The 16,643-nt window shown below is 56.1% G+C and carries 16 protein-coding genes and 3 pseudogenes; 14 read left to right on the forward strand and 5 right to left on the reverse strand.

Going from position 1 to position 16,643, the window contains the following annotated elements:
- Nucleotides 1-14: 14 nt before the first annotated feature.
- The 9 genes and pseudogenes from ACCQ07_RS00640 to ACCQ07_RS00680 all read left to right on the forward strand — a co-directional run bounded on the left by ACCQ07_RS00640 (nt 15) and on the right by ACCQ07_RS00680 (nt 7,159).
- Nucleotides 15-614 carry a hypothetical protein gene (locus tag ACCQ07_RS00640; protein WP_372164872.1) on the forward strand — a complete coding sequence of 200 codons (600 nt, stop codon included), beginning with the start codon at nt 15-17 and terminating at the stop codon, nt 612-614.
- Nucleotides 615-826: 212 nt separating this feature from the next.
- Entirely contained in the window at nt 827-1,450 is a 624-nt protein-coding gene (locus ACCQ07_RS00645; RefSeq protein ID WP_372164874.1) for a hypothetical protein, read from the forward strand.
- Nucleotides 1,451-1,520: 70 nt separating this feature from the next.
- Nucleotides 1,521-2,351: a DUF4393 domain-containing protein gene (locus ACCQ07_RS00650; RefSeq protein WP_372164876.1), complete on the forward strand. Its 831-nt coding sequence runs from the start codon at nt 1,521-1,523 to the stop codon at nt 2,349-2,351.
- Between the two features lie 366 nt (nt 2,352-2,717).
- Nucleotides 2,718-3,385 (forward strand): annotated as a pseudogene (locus ACCQ07_RS00655) (transposase); the annotation flags it as partial.
- Nucleotides 3,386-3,448: 63 nt separating this feature from the next.
- Nucleotides 3,449-4,557, forward strand: a protein-coding gene (locus tag ACCQ07_RS00660) for an IS3 family transposase (protein ID WP_122272034.1) whose coding sequence is annotated in 2 segments (ribosomal slippage) — nt 3,449-3,710 and nt 3,710-4,557 — 1,110 coding nt in all. Because the reading frame shifts where the segments join, the coding sequence is not laid out codon by codon here.
- 19 nt (nt 4,558-4,576) lie between these two features.
- Nucleotides 4,577-4,720 (forward strand): annotated as a pseudogene (locus tag ACCQ07_RS00665) (IS3 family transposase); the annotation flags it as partial.
- Nucleotides 4,721-5,114: 394 nt separating this feature from the next.
- A complete protein-coding gene (locus ACCQ07_RS00670; RefSeq protein WP_071117476.1) occupies nt 5,115-5,708 on the forward strand; it encodes a hypothetical protein in 594 nt (197 codons plus the stop codon).
- A gap of 776 nt (nt 5,709-6,484) precedes the next feature.
- The gene (locus ACCQ07_RS00675; protein ID WP_372164880.1) at nt 6,485-6,838 is read left to right on the forward strand and encodes a SymE family type I addiction module toxin; all 354 of its coding nucleotides are present in this window, start codon (nt 6,485-6,487) and stop codon (nt 6,836-6,838) included.
- Between the two features lie 96 nt (nt 6,839-6,934).
- Nucleotides 6,935-7,159 (forward strand): hypothetical protein, encoded by a 225-nt coding sequence (locus ACCQ07_RS00680; RefSeq protein ID WP_218556424.1) that lies wholly within the window; start codon nt 6,935-6,937, stop codon nt 7,157-7,159.
- Nucleotides 7,160-7,883: 724 nt separating this feature from the next.
- On the opposite strand, the pseudogene ACCQ07_RS00685 reads toward ACCQ07_RS00680, so the two are convergent.
- From ACCQ07_RS00685 to ACCQ07_RS00695, 3 genes and pseudogenes are all read right to left on the reverse strand, one after another.
- A pseudogene (locus ACCQ07_RS00685) lies at nt 7,884-9,330 on the reverse strand (XVIPCD domain-containing protein).
- Nucleotides 9,327-10,040 (reverse strand): hypothetical protein, encoded by a 714-nt coding sequence (locus ACCQ07_RS00690; protein WP_338334754.1) that lies wholly within the window; start codon nt 10,038-10,040, stop codon nt 9,327-9,329. The pseudogene ACCQ07_RS00685 and the gene ACCQ07_RS00690 overlap by 4 nt, the downstream one beginning before the upstream one ends.
- Nucleotides 10,037-10,726: a hypothetical protein gene (locus ACCQ07_RS00695; protein ID WP_372164882.1), complete on the reverse strand. Its 690-nt coding sequence runs from the start codon at nt 10,724-10,726 to the stop codon at nt 10,037-10,039. The genes ACCQ07_RS00690 and ACCQ07_RS00695 overlap by 4 nt, the downstream gene beginning before the upstream one ends.
- 517 nt (nt 10,727-11,243) lie before the next feature.
- Between ACCQ07_RS00695 and ACCQ07_RS00700 the strand changes: the two genes are divergently transcribed.
- From ACCQ07_RS00700 to ACCQ07_RS00720, 5 genes are all read left to right on the forward strand, one after another.
- Nucleotides 11,244-11,627: a SymE family type I addiction module toxin gene (locus ACCQ07_RS00700; RefSeq protein WP_218550937.1), complete on the forward strand. Its 384-nt coding sequence runs from the start codon at nt 11,244-11,246 to the stop codon at nt 11,625-11,627.
- 168 nt (nt 11,628-11,795) lie between these two features.
- The gene (locus tag ACCQ07_RS00705) at nt 11,796-12,305 is read left to right on the forward strand and encodes a hypothetical protein (RefSeq protein WP_208596967.1); all 510 of its coding nucleotides are present in this window, start codon (nt 11,796-11,798) and stop codon (nt 12,303-12,305) included.
- Between the two features lie 117 nt (nt 12,306-12,422).
- A complete protein-coding gene (locus ACCQ07_RS00710; RefSeq protein WP_244149636.1) occupies nt 12,423-12,779 on the forward strand; it encodes a DUF4279 domain-containing protein in 357 nt (118 codons plus the stop codon).
- A gap of 765 nt (nt 12,780-13,544) precedes the next feature.
- On the forward strand, nt 13,545-13,754 hold the full coding sequence (locus ACCQ07_RS00715; protein ID WP_014088960.1) for a hypothetical protein: 210 nt from the start codon (nt 13,545-13,547) through the stop codon (nt 13,752-13,754).
- Between the two features lie 538 nt (nt 13,755-14,292).
- Nucleotides 14,293-14,580 carry a hypothetical protein gene (locus ACCQ07_RS00720; RefSeq protein WP_372363692.1) on the forward strand — a complete coding sequence of 96 codons (288 nt, stop codon included), beginning with the start codon at nt 14,293-14,295 and terminating at the stop codon, nt 14,578-14,580.
- A gap of 172 nt (nt 14,581-14,752) precedes the next feature.
- Here the strand turns inward: ACCQ07_RS00720 and ACCQ07_RS00725 are convergent, their stop codons facing one another.
- Together ACCQ07_RS00725 and ACCQ07_RS00730 are read right to left on the reverse strand one after the other, a co-directional pair.
- Entirely contained in the window at nt 14,753-15,610 is an 858-nt protein-coding gene (locus ACCQ07_RS00725) for an SDR family oxidoreductase (RefSeq protein WP_372364103.1), read from the reverse strand.
- Nucleotides 15,611-15,617: 7 nt separating this feature from the next.
- Nucleotides 15,618-16,106: a MarR family winged helix-turn-helix transcriptional regulator gene (locus ACCQ07_RS00730; RefSeq protein ID WP_372363693.1), complete on the reverse strand. Its 489-nt coding sequence runs from the start codon at nt 16,104-16,106 to the stop codon at nt 15,618-15,620.
- Nucleotides 16,107-16,643 lie beyond the last annotated feature (537 nt).

Genomic DNA, 16,643 nt, shown 5'->3' on the forward strand with positions numbered 1-16,643 from the left:
ATAAGGAGAGCTTCGTGCCGCGAATCACCCTCACCGACCTTATAGAGGTCGTAACGAAGTCAGGAAGTCCCAAAGCAACGAAGGTCAGTCAGCTAAAAAATAGACAGGCCTACGACCCGGCAACAGATTTTTACAAGCCACTTCGAGAAGGTCTTGTCTCCCTCCACAAGAATGGCGGGGTTAAAGCCGATTTGGTCAACTTGACCAAGGGGCTGCCGGACCCCAAGAAAGTCGCCAACTATCCTCCTATGGTTGCCGGATACAAGAAGTGGTGGGGACAGAGGACGCTCGAGTGGTTTACCCCTCCCGGAGACACTTACACCAGCTCAGGGATTGACGTTTCAATCAATCCAGAGCTTGGACTGAAGATTAACGGTCAAGCGCACGTTGTAAAGCTCTACCTTAAAACTGAAACGCTTGTAAAAACGAAAGCAGATCTAATTGTCACGCTTATGAACCACGTTCTTAGCTCATCACAGGCTGCCGGTACGCAGATCAGCGTCCTTGACGTTCGCAACAGCAAAATCTTCACCTATTCAGCCACCGGGAAAAACTTCAAGCCTATGGTAGATGCGGAACTATCTTACGTGGCGAGCTTGTGGCCGCATGTGTAGTGCATAAGAATCCATTCAAGCAGACGCCGCCTCGCTGCTTGGCTTAGTAAGGCACCGAAGAATAGGGTCAGGTCTACTTAAAAAGTCAACCTGACCCTGTTCTCCCGGCAGATGGCAGAGATTCAGGGATTTTGAGTGATTGACGGACATAAAAGACTCGGTCAGCGTCATGTTATGCAACACTTGCCTCGACCTAATAGGATCCAGCACTTATGAAGGATAAAAAGTTATCCGAAAAATTGATTTATCTCGATTCAGAGTTCGTGTCCAGGCTTTACGAGTCGGAGTTTGATTACTCGCCAAAGACTCAAATAACACGTACGGAAGGGATTCAAGCATCAGCATCTATCGCTTTTCTTTCAGGTGGCGGAAACTCCAGTGAGAGTAGGAGTTACAGCATTTCGAGTCTAGAGATGTTGGATGAGCTTAAAAAGCGCCTTCTTAAGTTCCCAGATTTTGCGTCGATCGACTACAAGATTGACTCGCCATCAACGTACTGCTGGCTTGAAGGGACCCTGGGAATTAGTAAAATAAAAGTAACACGCACAAAGCAAACAATCACGCTCATCGGCACGCCAGGTCCTAACAAAAACGTAAAGAGTGACGAGATTGTTGGGGAAGAAGCTTTCTTTAGTTTTACTAGTTGCGATGCAAAATTCGCTCTATCGCCAACGGATCAATATTTCATGTCTGGAATTGCCGCTTTTAAAGGCCTCACACATTTGATAATTGATAGATTTTCTCTTCCCAGTCGCGCATTAGTACGCGTTTTTTCAGAAAATACTTCGTTTGGTGAGTGGATTGCAACACCATTAATAATGTATGACGCGCACTGAATAATAGTAATTATTTTAAGCGGGTCCGTAAAGTTGCCATGAGGCAGCTAACCATTAAGGGGGGTATATCGTGGCGGAAGAAGAAAAGCCATTCGCAAGCGCACAGGCGAGTGTTGTGCTTGTTGGTGAACTGATGAAGGCTGCTGGCAACGATCCTAATGTCAAGGAAGCCGCAGGAAATCTGGGGAAAGCGGCCGTAACGCTCTCCCGTACTATCAATAATGCGCTTTTGCCGCTTGCGGCGGTGAATTTTGCATTTGATAAGGCTCGTGCGTATTTTGAAGGGAATTTTCAAAATGATGTTGCAGAACGTGCAGCTAGTATTCCGTTAGAAAGTCTCCAGGAACCTAAGGCCTCCGTAGCGGGTCCAGCGTTGCAAGCTCTAGCTTTCACACATGAAGAGAAATCACTTAAAGATATGTTTTTAGGCCTTCTGGCCACCGCAATGGATTCCCGAAGATCAGAGCTGGCCCATCCGGCATTTGTAGAGATCATCAAGCAACTCGATGCGGGGGAGGCTAAGCACCTTATACAAATGCTTAAATCAAAAGTTTATGTCCCAATAGTGTCCGTCGAAAGAAGGGGCGTGGATGGTGGTCAAAATATTCTCGCTCGACATTTGGTAGACCTTATAGACTCCACTACGCGCGAACCCATTCGATTGTCACGGTTTCCTGCAATGCTTGAAAATTGGTCAAGACTTGGCCTAGTGGATATCCGCTACGACGCTTGGATAAAGGATGATAGCGCCTACAACTGGGTTGAAGTACGGCCGGAGTACCTAGAGCTAAAGGGTTTGCATGAATCGCCAGAGAACTCCGTGTCTTTCAGTAAAGGCTATGTGCATGTGACCCACCTCGGAGCAGAATTTGCCGAAGCGATTGCGGTCGAATCTTTGTAATGTCTACGGATTCATCTAGATACATATTGGTTATTGTCACTTATAGGCGAAGAGCGGGGTCCGAAGAACGGGGTCAGGTTGAGTTTTTGGTGGAGGATCAACAGATGAATTTGAGTAAGAACCGGGTCAGGTTAACTTAAGAAGTAAACCTTATAACGGTTCCGGAACCCGCTTTTGCCAGTCACCAACTAAAAAAATTCATTCAACCGAAGTTGCTTTGCGACTCGGCTAATTCATTTAGGCGCTAGGACCAAAGGAGTGCGCGTGGCGGAGATCGTAAGCGATTGCCCCCGATGTGCGACGTCCCCCCAATTTTGAGTAGCACCTCAGTTTGGAGTCCAATTCCCTACCCCAAGGAGATTGGACGTGAAGAAGCGTTTTTCCGAAGAGCAGATCATCGGCTTCCTGCGCGAGGCCGAAGCGGGCATAGCGATCAAGGACTTATGCCGGCGGCATGGCTTCAGTGAGGCCTCGTACTATCTGTGGCGCAGCAAGTTCGGCGGCATGAGCGTGCCCGACGCCAAGCGGCTCAAGGACCTTGAGGCCGAGAACGCGCGGCTAAAGAAGTTGCTGGCCGAGCAGTTGTTCGAGAATGACCTGATCAAGGATGCTTTGCGAAAAAAGTGGTGAGCGCACCGGCGCGTCGTGCGCTGGTGCGCGAGTGGATCGGGCGTGGTGCCAGCGAGCGTCGTGCGTTGGCGGCGATCGGCATGAGCGCCAGCGCGCTGCGCTATTGCCCACGTCAAGACCGCAATGGCGAACTGCGCGAGCGCATTCTTGCGTTGGCGCATCGCCATCGCCGCTACGGCGTGGGGATGATCTATCTCAAGCTGCGACAGGAAGGACGCCTGGTGAACTACAAGCGCGTGGAGCGGTTGTATCGCGAGCAGCAGCTACAAGTCCGGCGCCGCAAGCGCAAGAAGGTACCGGTTGGCGAGCGTCAGCCGCTGCTGCGGCCAGCGCAGGCCAACCAGGTGTGGTCGATGGACTTCGTGTTCGACCGCTCCGCCGACGGCCGAGTGATTGTCAGTCTCCCGTAAAATTGATCCAGCCATAACTAGAGGTCTCCAGCACACTAGCCACCAAGGAGACCAACAATGCGCAAGAGCAAGTTCACCGAGAGCCAGATCGTCGCCACGCTGAAACAGGTCGAGGGCGGCCGCCAGGTCAAGGATGTCTGTCGCGAGCTGGGCATTTCCGAGGCGACCTACTACGTCTGGAAGTCCAAGTACGGCGGCATGGAGGCCGCTGACGTGCAACGCCTCCGCGACCTGGAGACCGAGCACAGCAAGCTCAAGCGCATGTACGCCGAGCTCGCGATGGAAAACCATGCATTGAAGGATGTCATCGCAAAAAAGCTGTAGACCCGACGCACAAACGCCCGCTTCTGGCCTGGCTCGTCGAGCGGCATGGCTGGAGCGAGCGCCGGGCCTGTTCAGTAGTTGGCGTGGCTCGCTCGACAGCGCGCTATCGGCGCCGTCCCGATCGCGACGAGGAGGTCATTGCGCTGTTGTCCGAGTTGGCCGAGCGTTTTCCCGAGCGTGGATTTGGAAAGCTCTTTCAGATCATCCGCCGTCGCGGACATGTGTGGAATCACAAAAGGGTCTGGCGCGTGTACTGCTTGATGAAACTCAATCAACGACGTCGCAGCAGGCGCCGGGTCCCGACGCGCTATCCAAAGCCGCTGGCATGCGGCGATCGACCCAATGCTGGATGGTCGATCGATTTCATGTCCGATGCGTTATGGGATGGTCGGCGGTTCCGCACGTTCAATGTCATCGACGATTTCAGTCGGGAAGCCTTGGCCATCGATGTGGACCTGAATCTTCCGGCCGCCCGCGTCATCCGCACGTTGGAACGCATCGCAGCCTGGCGCGGCTATCCGAACAAGTTGCGTTTGGACAATGGCCCGGAATTTGTTGCATTGGCCTTGGCCGAGTGGGCTGAGCGCAAGGGTATCGCGTTGGATTTCATCGAGCCGGGGCGTCCGATGCAAAACGGTTTCATCGAACGCTTCAACGGCAGTTATCGGCGTGGCGTATTGGACATGCACATCTTCCGCACGCTAAGCGAGGTCCGCGAACAGACCGAACAGTGGCTCGCCGACTACAACCAACAGATCCCGCACGACAGCCTGGGCGGGCTAACGCCCGTCGAGTTCCGTGATCAACATCAACCGCAGACCTCTAGTTTTAGCTGGCATTGAATTACGGGGAGTCGACATGATCAAGTGTCTGGTGATCGTGGACGACGCAACGCACGAAGCGGTCGCCATCGAGGTGGAACGCGCGATCTCCGGGCACGGGGTTGCGCGCGTGCTGGATCGGTTGGCACACAGTCGCGGCCTGCCGCAGGTGATCCGCACCGACCAAATAACGGGGTCAGGTGCACTTAACGGCAGCCTTAGTCGTTGCTTGTTCAGAAGTGAGGGCCGGCTCGCTGTCTGCTGGCAGTTGCGGGTACGTCATTGTCTCTGACTGAAACGGGGTCAGGTTAACTTAAGGAGTCAACCCGAGCCTGGTTGCGTGGAGTTCGGCGTTTCGCCGTCCACTGCCTTCATTGCGTTGCACTAATTGCCTCTGGCTTTATGGGCATTTGACGCCTTGACAGCCTCTTTCTCCAAGGCCGTGTCACAATCGATCTCGGAGGTAGTGCCGGCGACAGGGGTTGCATCATCGAATCCTTCTGACTACTCACTGCCTAACAACTAATTCAAGCCGAAGTTGCTTCGCAACTCGGCCCAATTCTGTCGCTAGGCTAGTCATGATTGATCACAACCAAAATTGGGAGCGCTTCCTCGATCCAGAGGTTGTCCGGCCATCGCTGTTCACGGCAACAATGTTCATCACGGTTTTCGAAATTCTGAAGAACACTGTAGTCGACAGGATTCGAGACTTCTATTCGGAAAGCTGGTCTAAAGAAGGCAATGCCGTCTCCTCAGAGTACGCAAGTAATGTTCTTTCGCGTAACAAGAGTGTGGTGTACGCATCATTGAACTGGCTTGTCGAACTTGAAGCTATTGACCAATCCGACCTAGCGATATTTGAGCAACTAAAGAATACGAGGAATCTGCTAGCACATCGCCTCTTTGACGTTGTTACAGGCCACGTGGAGTCAAATCATCAGGAGCAGTTCGATGTCCTTGTCGATTTTTTACGGAAAATCGAAGTGTGGTGGGTGGTTAATTTCGAGCTTGCCATCAATCCAGACTACGACAGCCAACAGATAGATGAGTCAGGAATCGTGCCCGGATCAATCTTGTCACTTCAGATTTTGTTGCAGGTAGCTAGCGGCAGCACTGAACTCCTGGAGGTGTGGCGAAGTCAGAGAACAACGAGATCGCCAGACGCCAGGTAGCGCGTAGACGCCGAGGCCTAGCCGATAGAATGGTTGGATTTAGTTAATAGATATCGCTAAATCTTATTTTTTCGCCAATTATAAGTAATAGCCCTGATTTCCAATTGAGAACTAGCAATGGACGCAGCGCAGCTAAACCAGCAACTTGACATGGAACTGGCCGCCGATGGCGTGGTTTCGCGTGAGCTATACCTCCTGCTTGCCGAAGCTCATGGCTATGGAGCTACAAGCACTACAGGCTGGGTAGAGGCAAGGTTGTGCGTTTTGGCCAAACGGGTTGAGTCAAGCGCACCTTTAACTCTCTACACACCGCACGGCACCCAACAGATGTTGTGCCAGTCCCTGGTAGAGCTGCAAGCTTGGGCCTCCGAGAATTTCCCGGATGCCAGAATGAAAGTTACCTAGCTCGTCAATTGTCTCTTCTGGAATAAGAGGTCAGAGTCAGTTTCATGCCTCATCTGAAACGGTGTTGACCTTGTCAGATTTTGATCAGCGCTTTGCCACGCAAAGCAGTTGACATCCCAACAAACCCGCAGCAATCTCTACCACAAGGAGCGTAGAAACTCCTCACAGAGCGGTACCCACCTCCGTCAAACCGGTGGGTTTTTTGTGCCTGCAGCATCTTGCGGGTGCAACCGACGCGATGCCTGCGTCGGGAGGGCGGCTAATACAACACCCTTTGGGGAAATACGCCCGCCGGCTCTGTGCGGTTTCTAACCTCCCGACATCCCGTCGCCACCCGGCGGCGGGGCCTGTTCGTCAAGGAGGGCTTTGCCATGCGTCGACCCACGTCCAGTCCCAAGCCAGCGCGCAAGCGCGCCACGGTGCCGCCGCCCACCGAGGTCGGCTGGCACTCGCTCGACCCCTCGATCCCGCCGCGGCCCTACCTCGAGCGCACCCCCATCCCCGAGCCCCGCCCCGATCCCAATAAGCCGCGCCGCCCAGGCCACCCGCGTGCCCCGCAACACTGCACCGTCGGCTACGGCTACTACCCCGACAGCCACCAACGCATCCCCACGCTGCGCCTGCGTGGCCGCTGGCTGGAACAACTCGGCTTCACCATCGGCAGCAAACTCAACATCCGCATGCGCAACGGCGAGCTCGTTGTCAGCGTCGCACCTACGGACTAACCAGGTGCGCAGCGTACGCGCAGCACGCAACCGCACGCCCCGCGCCAATCGCCACACCGTGCGCGCGCCCCGCTCACCGCGCAGAGGAGGACACAGATGGAGCACCCCGCCGTCGTCTTGCATCTCACGTTGGACCAACGCAACCAGCTCGACCGCCTGCTACGCAGCCTCATCGCTCATGGCGACGTGATCGCCATGAGCAAACCAGAGTGCCTGGAGGCGCAGACGCTGCCCACGCTGGGCCAAGCCACCTTCGATGCCGCCAACGCCGTGCGCGCAATCCTTGATCGGCGAATGGAGCACAGCTATGGCGACCCATAAAAGCACCGTGCGATAACTTGCGAGCCTGGAATCGGAATTCGATAAGGCACGTGACCGTGCTGCGGGTCGGGCGGTGGTTACGCAGGCGTGGGGCGATTGACTGCGGTGAACGACTCGGCGAGGATCGCGCTATACCGCGCTTAGGCGGTCTGATAGCAGCTAGGCGCGTATGGCAACGATCTCAGTGGTTGGGTGGCGATTAGATGATGTTCAATGGCGAGCTGAAGGCGTGCATGCCGCTGCTGAGTTCTCACGCCGCCTTCGGCGAGGGATAAGTGCGTCGCCAGCACAGCGCCGGAAAATCGAAAGATCAGTACTCGCGCGCGAGCATGTTGAGATCCATGACATATCTGTAGATCACGTTCAATCGATGATGCATGTACTTGAGGCTTTGGGCGCAGAGATCTTGGTGGACATGGGCACAGGTGGTCAATGGCACCGGCAACGTCCCTAGCAGTTGACTTAATCCAAAGCCGCTTAGTGGAACGGCTCAGTTTAGAAAGCAAGAACGGGGTCAAAGCAAGAACGGGGTCAGGTTGACTTAAGGAGCCAACCTGAACCAGCTTGCGTGGAGTTCGGCGCTTCGCCATCGATTGCGTTCATCGCGCTTCACTAATTGCTTTGGAACAAGAACGGGGTCAGGTTCACTTAAGCATCAGCCCCCGTTTCTTGTCGATCAAGGGCTGCTAGCCTTTGATGATGACTGTGCGGACATTTCATCGCCTTAAAGTGTCGGAACGGGGCCGCGCTGTTGTTGCTCCTGTGAGCGCTGCTGTTCCATTGCCAGCTCTTGCGTGCGCTCATGCGCTAAGCGCTGGTTGACAGATTCCAGTTGGGTAAAGCTCTCTTGGACAGGTCGCTGCGCTGCGTCGGCTGTTGGGATATGAGCGCGCAACATGGCCGGATCCTTTGGATCGCCTTGCACTACAAACAGGGTCTGCGCAGCGGGCGAGTCTCTGGTCTTTTCGCTGAGCAGCACGTGGTCCACCCGAGTTAGCCCATTGTCTTTGGCTAGCGTCAGCAGACTCGCTGTCATCCGTTCACTGGTCGCGTCAAACGTGCGGCCGTTGGCTGCATCTAACTGCTCCACCTTGCTTCGGATCTGCTGATGCATGGCATGGTCCGGGTGTCCCGCTTCTGCAGGGGTCAATGTGCGGCTTGGCTCATTCGGTGCCGCAAGATTGGGAGAGCTAACGCCGCGTGCGCCAGTGTCCTTGAGCTGGACCATGCCATAGCCGTCCTTGCCAAGGTCAACGATGTTGAAGGTCTTCGCAGACCCTAGCTCCAGTCCGTTGCGCTCCAGCTGTTGGATCCAGGCCCAGCGATTTGAGATCGATGCGGATTTCCGGCGGCTGGCGATCATGCGCCAGATGCGCGTAGTTCTGTGCGATGTGACTGATCGGATTGACGCCATAGTAGTTCCGATAGTCGGAATCGCTATGTGGGCCTAGCGTGCCGCGGCTGTCGTAGAAGCACTGTTCCACTGACTTTGTCAGCGCATCATTACGTGAGAACGGGCGCGTGGTGAGCTCTTCATATGTCAATCCGTTGGCAAACTGCGGTGGAGCAACGTCTCTTTCCACACAACGCGTAGTCGAGCGTTGGAGCAGTCGCAGCTCGACCATTTCATCAGGCATTCCAGGGTTCTGATGCTTGATGCGGTCGTGAAGTGCACGCATGCCTGAAATCTCTGAGAGCGCTTCATCCTCCCGGGTGCTATCCAGGTAGACGCGTGTTGGCCCAGTCAGGTCGACCTGACCCTCGCGATTCTCGTGCGCCTCCTGCATCCGGTTGCCCATTGTCGTTGCGAACTCGGCCAGTGCTTGAGCGCGGTGTTCTGCCAGCACGCCATGCATCGTCTCATGCCCGAGTACTTCGGTGATGTAATCAATCCGCTGCGCGCCGGTGAAGTCGCTGAACGCTGCAGCGCTGATGTTGAGCGTGCCGGCGCTCCCATTCTTGCCATCCTGGAAATGGCCGCCGTTGTTCTGGCCATGCGAGACCGCAATCGATCCGATATGCCCCTTCTCGATCGCATTACCAAGCAAGTTCGATAGATAGGGCGATTCTGATAGCGCTTGACGAATACTGGACTCGGCCTCTTTGGGAAGGCGCGGATCGTTTGCCATGCGTCCCAGCAGAGGTTCGATTCTTGGATCGACACGTATCATGACTTCCCCCCATCGATCTGCATGCCGTAAGCGCATTCGCGCGAACCACTGTCCTGGCTGGTTCGGTAGACCAGCAACGCGACGGAGAAGCCTTGCGTTCCATTATTGAGTGGGCGCCAATGCTGGCGCAGCCATCCTCCCTGGAAAGGCCTTTGCCCACCACGCTTGTACCCAATCTCCTCCAGTTTCCGTGACAGCGTTGTTGCATCCCAAACACAACGCGAGGTAGGCGTGCGCGTTGGGTCGATACGTTCTGGTAGACCGACGGCGACTTCCATACTAGAGAAGATTTTTTCTGCGGGTACATGGGTTGCGTAAAAATTGTAGCCGTCACTCAGGGAAATATTCTTCATGATGTAAAAAGTATGCACAGAGTCCGTGGTGCCGTCGAACTTTGCGCCCAGTGCGGCCTCCAGACGTGTGTAATTCATGTCGGCCGGTGACTTGAATCCATCGACAAACCTAAGCAACCTGGCCTCTAGCTCTTGAGAGCTAATGCTGGGCATGTTCTGCTCCGAGCGATCGCTTACGATCGTATTCTGGGCAATGACTGGTGCTGATGCAGATGGCGTAGCGGAATCCGTTTTAGGATCGGCGCACGCGCCCTGAAGTCCAGCCGCAAGGAGCAGCAACAATAGGGGGAAAAATCTTCTTCCTGTTCTGGTCTGTTCGGTATTCACAGGCTCTACTCTTCGAGTGACCCATTTCATGGCTTGCCTCCATCGATCTTGACGCTATAAACGCACTCTTGTGGACTGCTTTGTTCATTGGTTCGATAGAGAAGCAACGAGACAGAAAAAATCTGACTTCCGCCGTTGATCGCGCGCCAATGCTGGCGTAGCCATCCACCCTGAAACGGCCGCTGCCCGCCGCGCGTGTATCCCATCCCTTCGAGCGCTTTGGAGAGTGCTTCTGCTTGCCAGATGCAGGTCGACGTAGGCACGCGCGTGGGGTTGCTATGGTCAGGTAGAGTCACTGCAACCTCTATCCGCGAGAATCCATCTTTCGTTGGGCGATGCGTCGCGTAGAGCTCATAGCCATCGGCCAGAGAAACCTCCTTTACTTCACGCCACGGGTATGCCGGATCAGACGGTGGTCCAAGTTTGATGCCAAGTGCTGACTCCATCTGGGGATAGTCCAGATCCGCTGGTACTGTCAGTCCATCAATGAAGCGCAGCAGCCGGCGCTGCAATTCTTGCAGAGTGGTGTTCGCAGAGACGAGGACGGCGCCGTTGTCGGTACCTCTGCTCTTCTCTTGAGGCGACGGCGTCGCTGTCGCAGCAGATGACGTGCCTGCATCCCGCTTTGCTTCATGGGGTGTGCGAGCACATGCACTTGGCAGCGCTATTGAAAGCAGCAGCAAGGGAAGCAGGTTTCGGAAGCTAACTTTTATCATTGGGATCCTGCGACTCACGCGACATCGCGCTGCTGGCCAATTGTCACCCGTGCCGTCTGTCTCCTGCACTATCGGGTCCGAAGCTGAGTGGTGCGTTGATGATGGATATAAAGTGGGGAAGCAACTTACGGGTGTGTTGGGGATGGGCTCGCAGTAGCCCTGTCTCTGGTCCAATCCAACACTGAATCTGCTTCTTCAAATGTTGACGCAAAGATCTTCCATCAACGCTTTACGGATTGCCAGCCTCGACCGGTTGACATGACGCGCAGCGCGTAGCAGTCTCGTCGACAAGGAGCGTAGAAACTCCTCGTACAGCGGTACCCACCTCCGAAATCCCGGTGGGTTTTTTGTGCCTGCAGATTCTTGCGGGTGCAGCCGACGTAATGCTCTGCGTCGGGAGGGTGGCCAATACAACACCCGCAAGGGGAATAAGCCCGCCGTCTGTACGCGGTTTCTAACCTCCCGACATCCCGTCGCCACCCGGCGGCGGGGCTTGTTCGTCACGGAGGGCTTTGCCATGCGTCGACCCACGTCCAGTCCCAAGCCAGCGCGCAAGCGCGCCACGGTGCCGCCGCCCACCGAGATCGGCTGGCACTCGCTCGATCCCTCGATCCCGCCGCGGCCCTACCTCGAGCGCACCCCCATCCCCGAGCCCCGCCCCGACCCCGGCAAGCCGCGCCGCCCCGGCCACCCACGTGCCCCGCAACACTGCACCGTCGGCTACGGGTACTACCCCGCCAGCGACCACCGCATCCCTACCCTGTGCCTACGCGGTCGCTGGCTGGAACAACTCGGCTTTACCATCGGCAGCAGACTCAACATCCGCATGCGCAAGGGCGAGCTGATCGTCACCGTGGCGGATGATGGCGAGAAGGCGACAGACAAGGCAGCCAACAATTGACGGTAGCCACCGACTCGACGAGCTTCATGCTGATACCACTGCACACCAGCATGCGTAGCGCTGTGCTTGAGGTGGTGCTTGGACTACCGGGTTACCTGACAACCTATCCAAGCCAAAGTTGCTCCGCGACTCGGCTTGCCACAGAGGCTAGATCCTACTTTGGCAGCGATGAAACAAGCGAACTTTTTTATCGCAGTATTGTTGGCATTTGTCGTCGCGGCGTGCTCTCGTCCAGTCGCTCCGTTCTCATCTGCACACGTTGATCAGTCTGTATCACAGCAGAGTCGCTATCCGTTGGCAGCAGAGCCATCGCTTGTCGGAACTTATTCAGGGCGGTCAAAGTCTGGCGGTGGCTACTTCTATGACCACGTCCTTGAGTACAGGGTCTGGCTCCATCCCGAGCAGGGAGCGGTGCCACTGGCTGGAGACGATGACTACTTCGCCGCGTTCGCGCAATACGAGCCGGCGTTGGCCTTCTCGCAGGCGCACAAGGGTGCCGAGCCACCCGTGGTCTTGGTGCGGCAGCTGGAATCGATCAATGAACCCAGTCCAGGCGTCTATCAGCACCAAAGCGGCGCACGGATCGCTGAGTGGCTGCCTCAATGGCTACCTGGATCCAAGCGCGAGCCTGATAGCATCACCAGGTTCCTGGCCGCGCATGCGTCAACGCAGAAGTAGGCCTGGTAGTTCGTCCAAGCCGACGCTGCTTCGCGGTGCGGGTTAATTCAGACATTGGGGTCCAATGGAGCACTAGAGTATTCCGTAGCAACACTCCGATTCTTTGGAGACGATCTGGTGCCTGACGAGATCAGCGCGTTGCTTTCGGGCAGCCCCACAGCCTCCCAGCATAAAGGGCAAGAACTTAAGTTGAAGAACGGCGCAGTGCGCATTGCCAAGACTGGCAGCTGGAGACTGACTTCAACGCAACGCGAGCCTGAGGATCTCGAGGCACAGATTTTCGAAATCCTGAACCAGCTCACCCAAGACTTGACCGTGTGGGAACACTTGAGCAATCGCTATCAGCCCGATCTGTTCTGCGGCATCTTCATGGCTGGGAGGAATGACGGTTTAGCGCTTTCCGCTAAAGCCCTGTTGGCGCTTGGACAAAGAGGTATTTCCTTAGGCCTGGATATCTATGACCCAACCAGCTAGAGATCCTCTATCACGTTAGCAGATCTATTGAATGCCAACCTGTTTTGGGGAGCGGCTTAACCCAGAGGTCAGATGCGTGCGACTGTGCCGCCGCCCACGAAATCGGCTGGCACTCGCTCGACCCCTCGATCACGCCGCGGCGCTACCTCGATCGCACGCCCATCTCCGAGGCGTATGAGCCGATCAATATTTGGAGTTTTGTATTTAGTTTCATGCGGCAGAGCAACGCAGTCAGGAGCAACTAGTAAGTCAAATTAACTGCAGTCTTCGCCCACATCCCATCACCACGCGGCGGTCACAGGGCGTCGTGATGGCAGAACCCTTGCAACGCTGGTTCATGTCGCTCATGAGCATGGCGGCCGCGGTCGAATGCAGTCACAGACGGAAGGATCAGGCGGCGCGCGTCTTACGCCCCGCAGGGCTGGACTGCCGCCAGCGTCCATTGTCCCGGTGGCTCGCCAGCCGTGCCAAATCCTCACACCGCGCACGGTCGACGTGATAACCTGACCACCGCCATTCGGCGAAGACGGAAAACCAGGTGACCAGCCGACGCCATAGCAAGCGGCGTTGGGAGCTGTCTCGCTGAGCCACGCCTAGCGCAAGTTGCCCAGAGACATGCATGTCATTTCAACCATTACCAGGGAGGTATTCATCATGAAGCCACGTTCTATTGGCGCCACCTTTGCACTAGCTGTGGCTCTCGGCCTAGGCCTGGCTGCCCCAGCTCGCGCTCAGACCGCAGATCCTTGCTCGGTTTTTCTTTGCATGGCCGCCGTGTCCGGCTTCGGCACACCGAGTGCCGAATGCGCAGCGCCGATCGCAGCCTTCCACGCCATCCAGATATGGGACCCGCACTTCGATTCGGCGGCCACAGCGGCGGCGCGCCGGACATATCTGATGACATGTCCAGGTGTCGTCCCGGTGAATCAAGCCACCCTGGAAGCCATCATCGGGCAGTGGGGCTACACACCTTGACGGGGTTGCCCGCTGACTCAGGAATTTGCTTCTGAGCCAGCGGGAATAGCGCCACGCCCTGTTTGCCATGGACATCGCACCACACACAACACCTTTATGCGCCGTTGAGCTCCCACGCCTCGATCAGTGGGAAGTGAACGCAGTAGCGTTATATGTTCGTGCGCAGGGAGCACATTCTGCCCTGTTTTGCTCGCTCAGGTGGCTGTGCTCCCAGTGAGCGTGGCAGGCGCTATGCGCTTATCTACAACGTGAAAGAAACGGTGCCGGGGTTACCTAAAAACTTAATCTGAACCCATTATCGCCGTTGTCGTGCTTTGCAGAACTTGTCTTAATCTATCCGTCTGGTGTTATGACAGTTATTGAAATTTTTCCATCGGCTGGTGTCGGCCTTGTAAAGCTCGGCATGTCCCGCGCCGAAGTTCATGCTGTCATGGGGGCGCCTCCAACTAGCTTCAGAAAAGTTCCCACGTCTGCCTATCCTACAGACGCATGACATCACAACGGGTTTCAGGTTTTTTATGGGGGCATCGAGCCGAGCGTGGAGTTCATAGAGCTCTCCGCGAATTGCGGATTTGAGGTTCTGTGCCTCGGCCAACGTGTATTTAGTACGCCAGCATCAAGGCTCGTCGAGAAATTCCTTGCAGTTACTCCTTTCGATCCTTTTGATAAAGAGTTGGGGTACAGCTACGTGTTTCCAGAACTTGAGCTTGCGTTGTGGCGTCCGGATATGGAAGAGCCGCAGGGAGAATATTTTTCCACGGTGGGCATCGGGTGCGTTGGCTATTTTTCACGCAAAATACCCGCTGAGAGTACGGGGGAAACCTAACTTGAAGCCAGCATGATCCCTTTCGGCGGCCCCCCAGAGCTGGATAAAATTGAAGACACAAAGGGCAAGAAAAAGGGGGCGGGTTTAGGCCGTTAAATAGGTCCACTGGAAGCAGAGTCTGGGCAAAAAGGCGGATCGGACCTACTGGAAGCCCTTGCTCTGGCCCCAATGGCTAACCCACAAACGCCTGCCGATGATCGCGAACAAAGTCATCGAATGTATGCGGGCGCTTCCCGGTGAGTCGCTTGACCTCGAACGTGGGATCGATGTCGTGATGGCCTGCCACCACATCTGCGAATTGCACGGTCAGGCCTTTGGCCATCCACGGCGAGTTGCCGGTCGCACGCATCAATACGCGAAACACAGGCGTTGGCAGGTCGAGATAACGCACCTTGCGCCCGATGATTTTCGATAGGCGCGAGGTTGCTGCCTGCATGTCGAGCGTCTCGGGACCAGTGAGGAAATAGGTTGCACCTGCGTGCCCTTCTTCGGTCAGTACCGTGGCCGCCACGCGTGCGATGTCGCGGGTGTCGATCCACGATACGCTGCCCTGGCCTGCCGCCATCGGAAATAGGCCCTTGGCGATCGGATCCTTGAACCACAGGAAATTCTGCATGTACGCGGTGGGCTTGAGGATGGTCCACGCGATGCCTGACGCACGCAGATGGTGATCGATCAGCGCATGCGATTTCGCCCATGGTACCGGCGAACGCACGTTGCAATCGGATGCCGACACTTTCACGATCCGACCGATGCCGGCGCGCTTGGCTGCATCGATGGCGGCCGTCTCCTGAGCGACCTGCTCGGGAGTGGGCGGGGTAATGAGAAACAGCGTGTGGCAGCCCTGCATTGCGCCTTGCAGCGTTTCGGGTGTGTCGAAGTCGCCCAACACGGCATCCATGCCCTTCTGCTGCAGGTTGTCCACCTGCTCCTGCTTGCGGCACATCGCGCGAAACGGCGTGGCGACTTCTTGTAAGAGCCTGCACAGTTCGCCGCCGATACCACCCGTGGCACCTGATACCAGAATCATGATTGCGTTACTCCTGCAGTTTGACGATGGAACTGGAAGCGCTGGGCGCTTCACCCAGATACTCCGAGATGACAGCGCTCATCTCCTCAAGGGTGCGGACGGCATCGCGGATGCGATTGATGCCGATCTTGTCCGCAATGGCTTGATCGACGGGGGCAACGGCCTTTTCGGCGCCGCTGACGGCCTTGATGCCTGCGCGGGTAAGGACAACGAGCTTGGCGCGTAGGTGATGTGGATTCGGCTGGAACTCGACCAGCCCCTGCTCGGCAAGTACATCCACGATGCGCTGCACTGCCTGCCGGGTGAGGCCCATGTTGCGTGCAATGGAAGCAGCGGGCAGCGGCGCTGGTGCGTAACGCAGCGCGGCTAACAGCTGCCACCACGCACTGGTGAGCCCCAGGTGGGCAACCAGCTCGTTGCCAGCGCTGACCAAGCGGCCATTGGCCGCGAACACTGCTAGCGCCAACGCGCGGACATGCTCGTTGTCGGTCTGCATACGAAGGCTCTTTCTCAAGTCGACAACATGTTGTCAATTGAAAAGTGAGCTGCGTGTGATTGTGTAGCGTAAGGTCTGGTTACGAGACATGGCTCGCCACGAATGAAAAGCGGGCCGCTCGGGTACTTCGTCTTGCGAGCGCATCTATGCAATCGACGCAGACCGGCCGAGCATGCTGGTGTCGAATGCAGAGAGAATTCCCTGCAAATCAATTGAAAAATAATCAATGGAATGGTTTTAGCGGTCCATTGTCATTGGACGAGCACGCAGCGTGAATGCAGCAGAGCACGCCGTGTTCCTGGTATCGCTCAAGCGTTATGTCACATGGACGTCAGGCCCACTGATGCGCAAGGTCTGATACTGAAGGTACTTGCTCGATCCGATGCCATTGGCCAGCGAGACGAACGGCGTTGAGAGACGCGCTTGTCTCGGTGGCAGCGACCCAGCTGATGTACTCCTCAGTTGGTCGAGATGTTGGCCTGCAGTGTGTGGGTCAGGCCTCCTTACGTGGCCTCTGTCACCAATAAGCGCACGCGA

Origin of the sequence: Xanthomonas sp. NCPPB 3583 (genome assembly GCF_041475715.2) — a bacterium.
GTDB classification, from domain to species: domain Bacteria; phylum Pseudomonadota; class Gammaproteobacteria; order Xanthomonadales; family Xanthomonadaceae; genus Xanthomonas; species Xanthomonas euvesicatoria.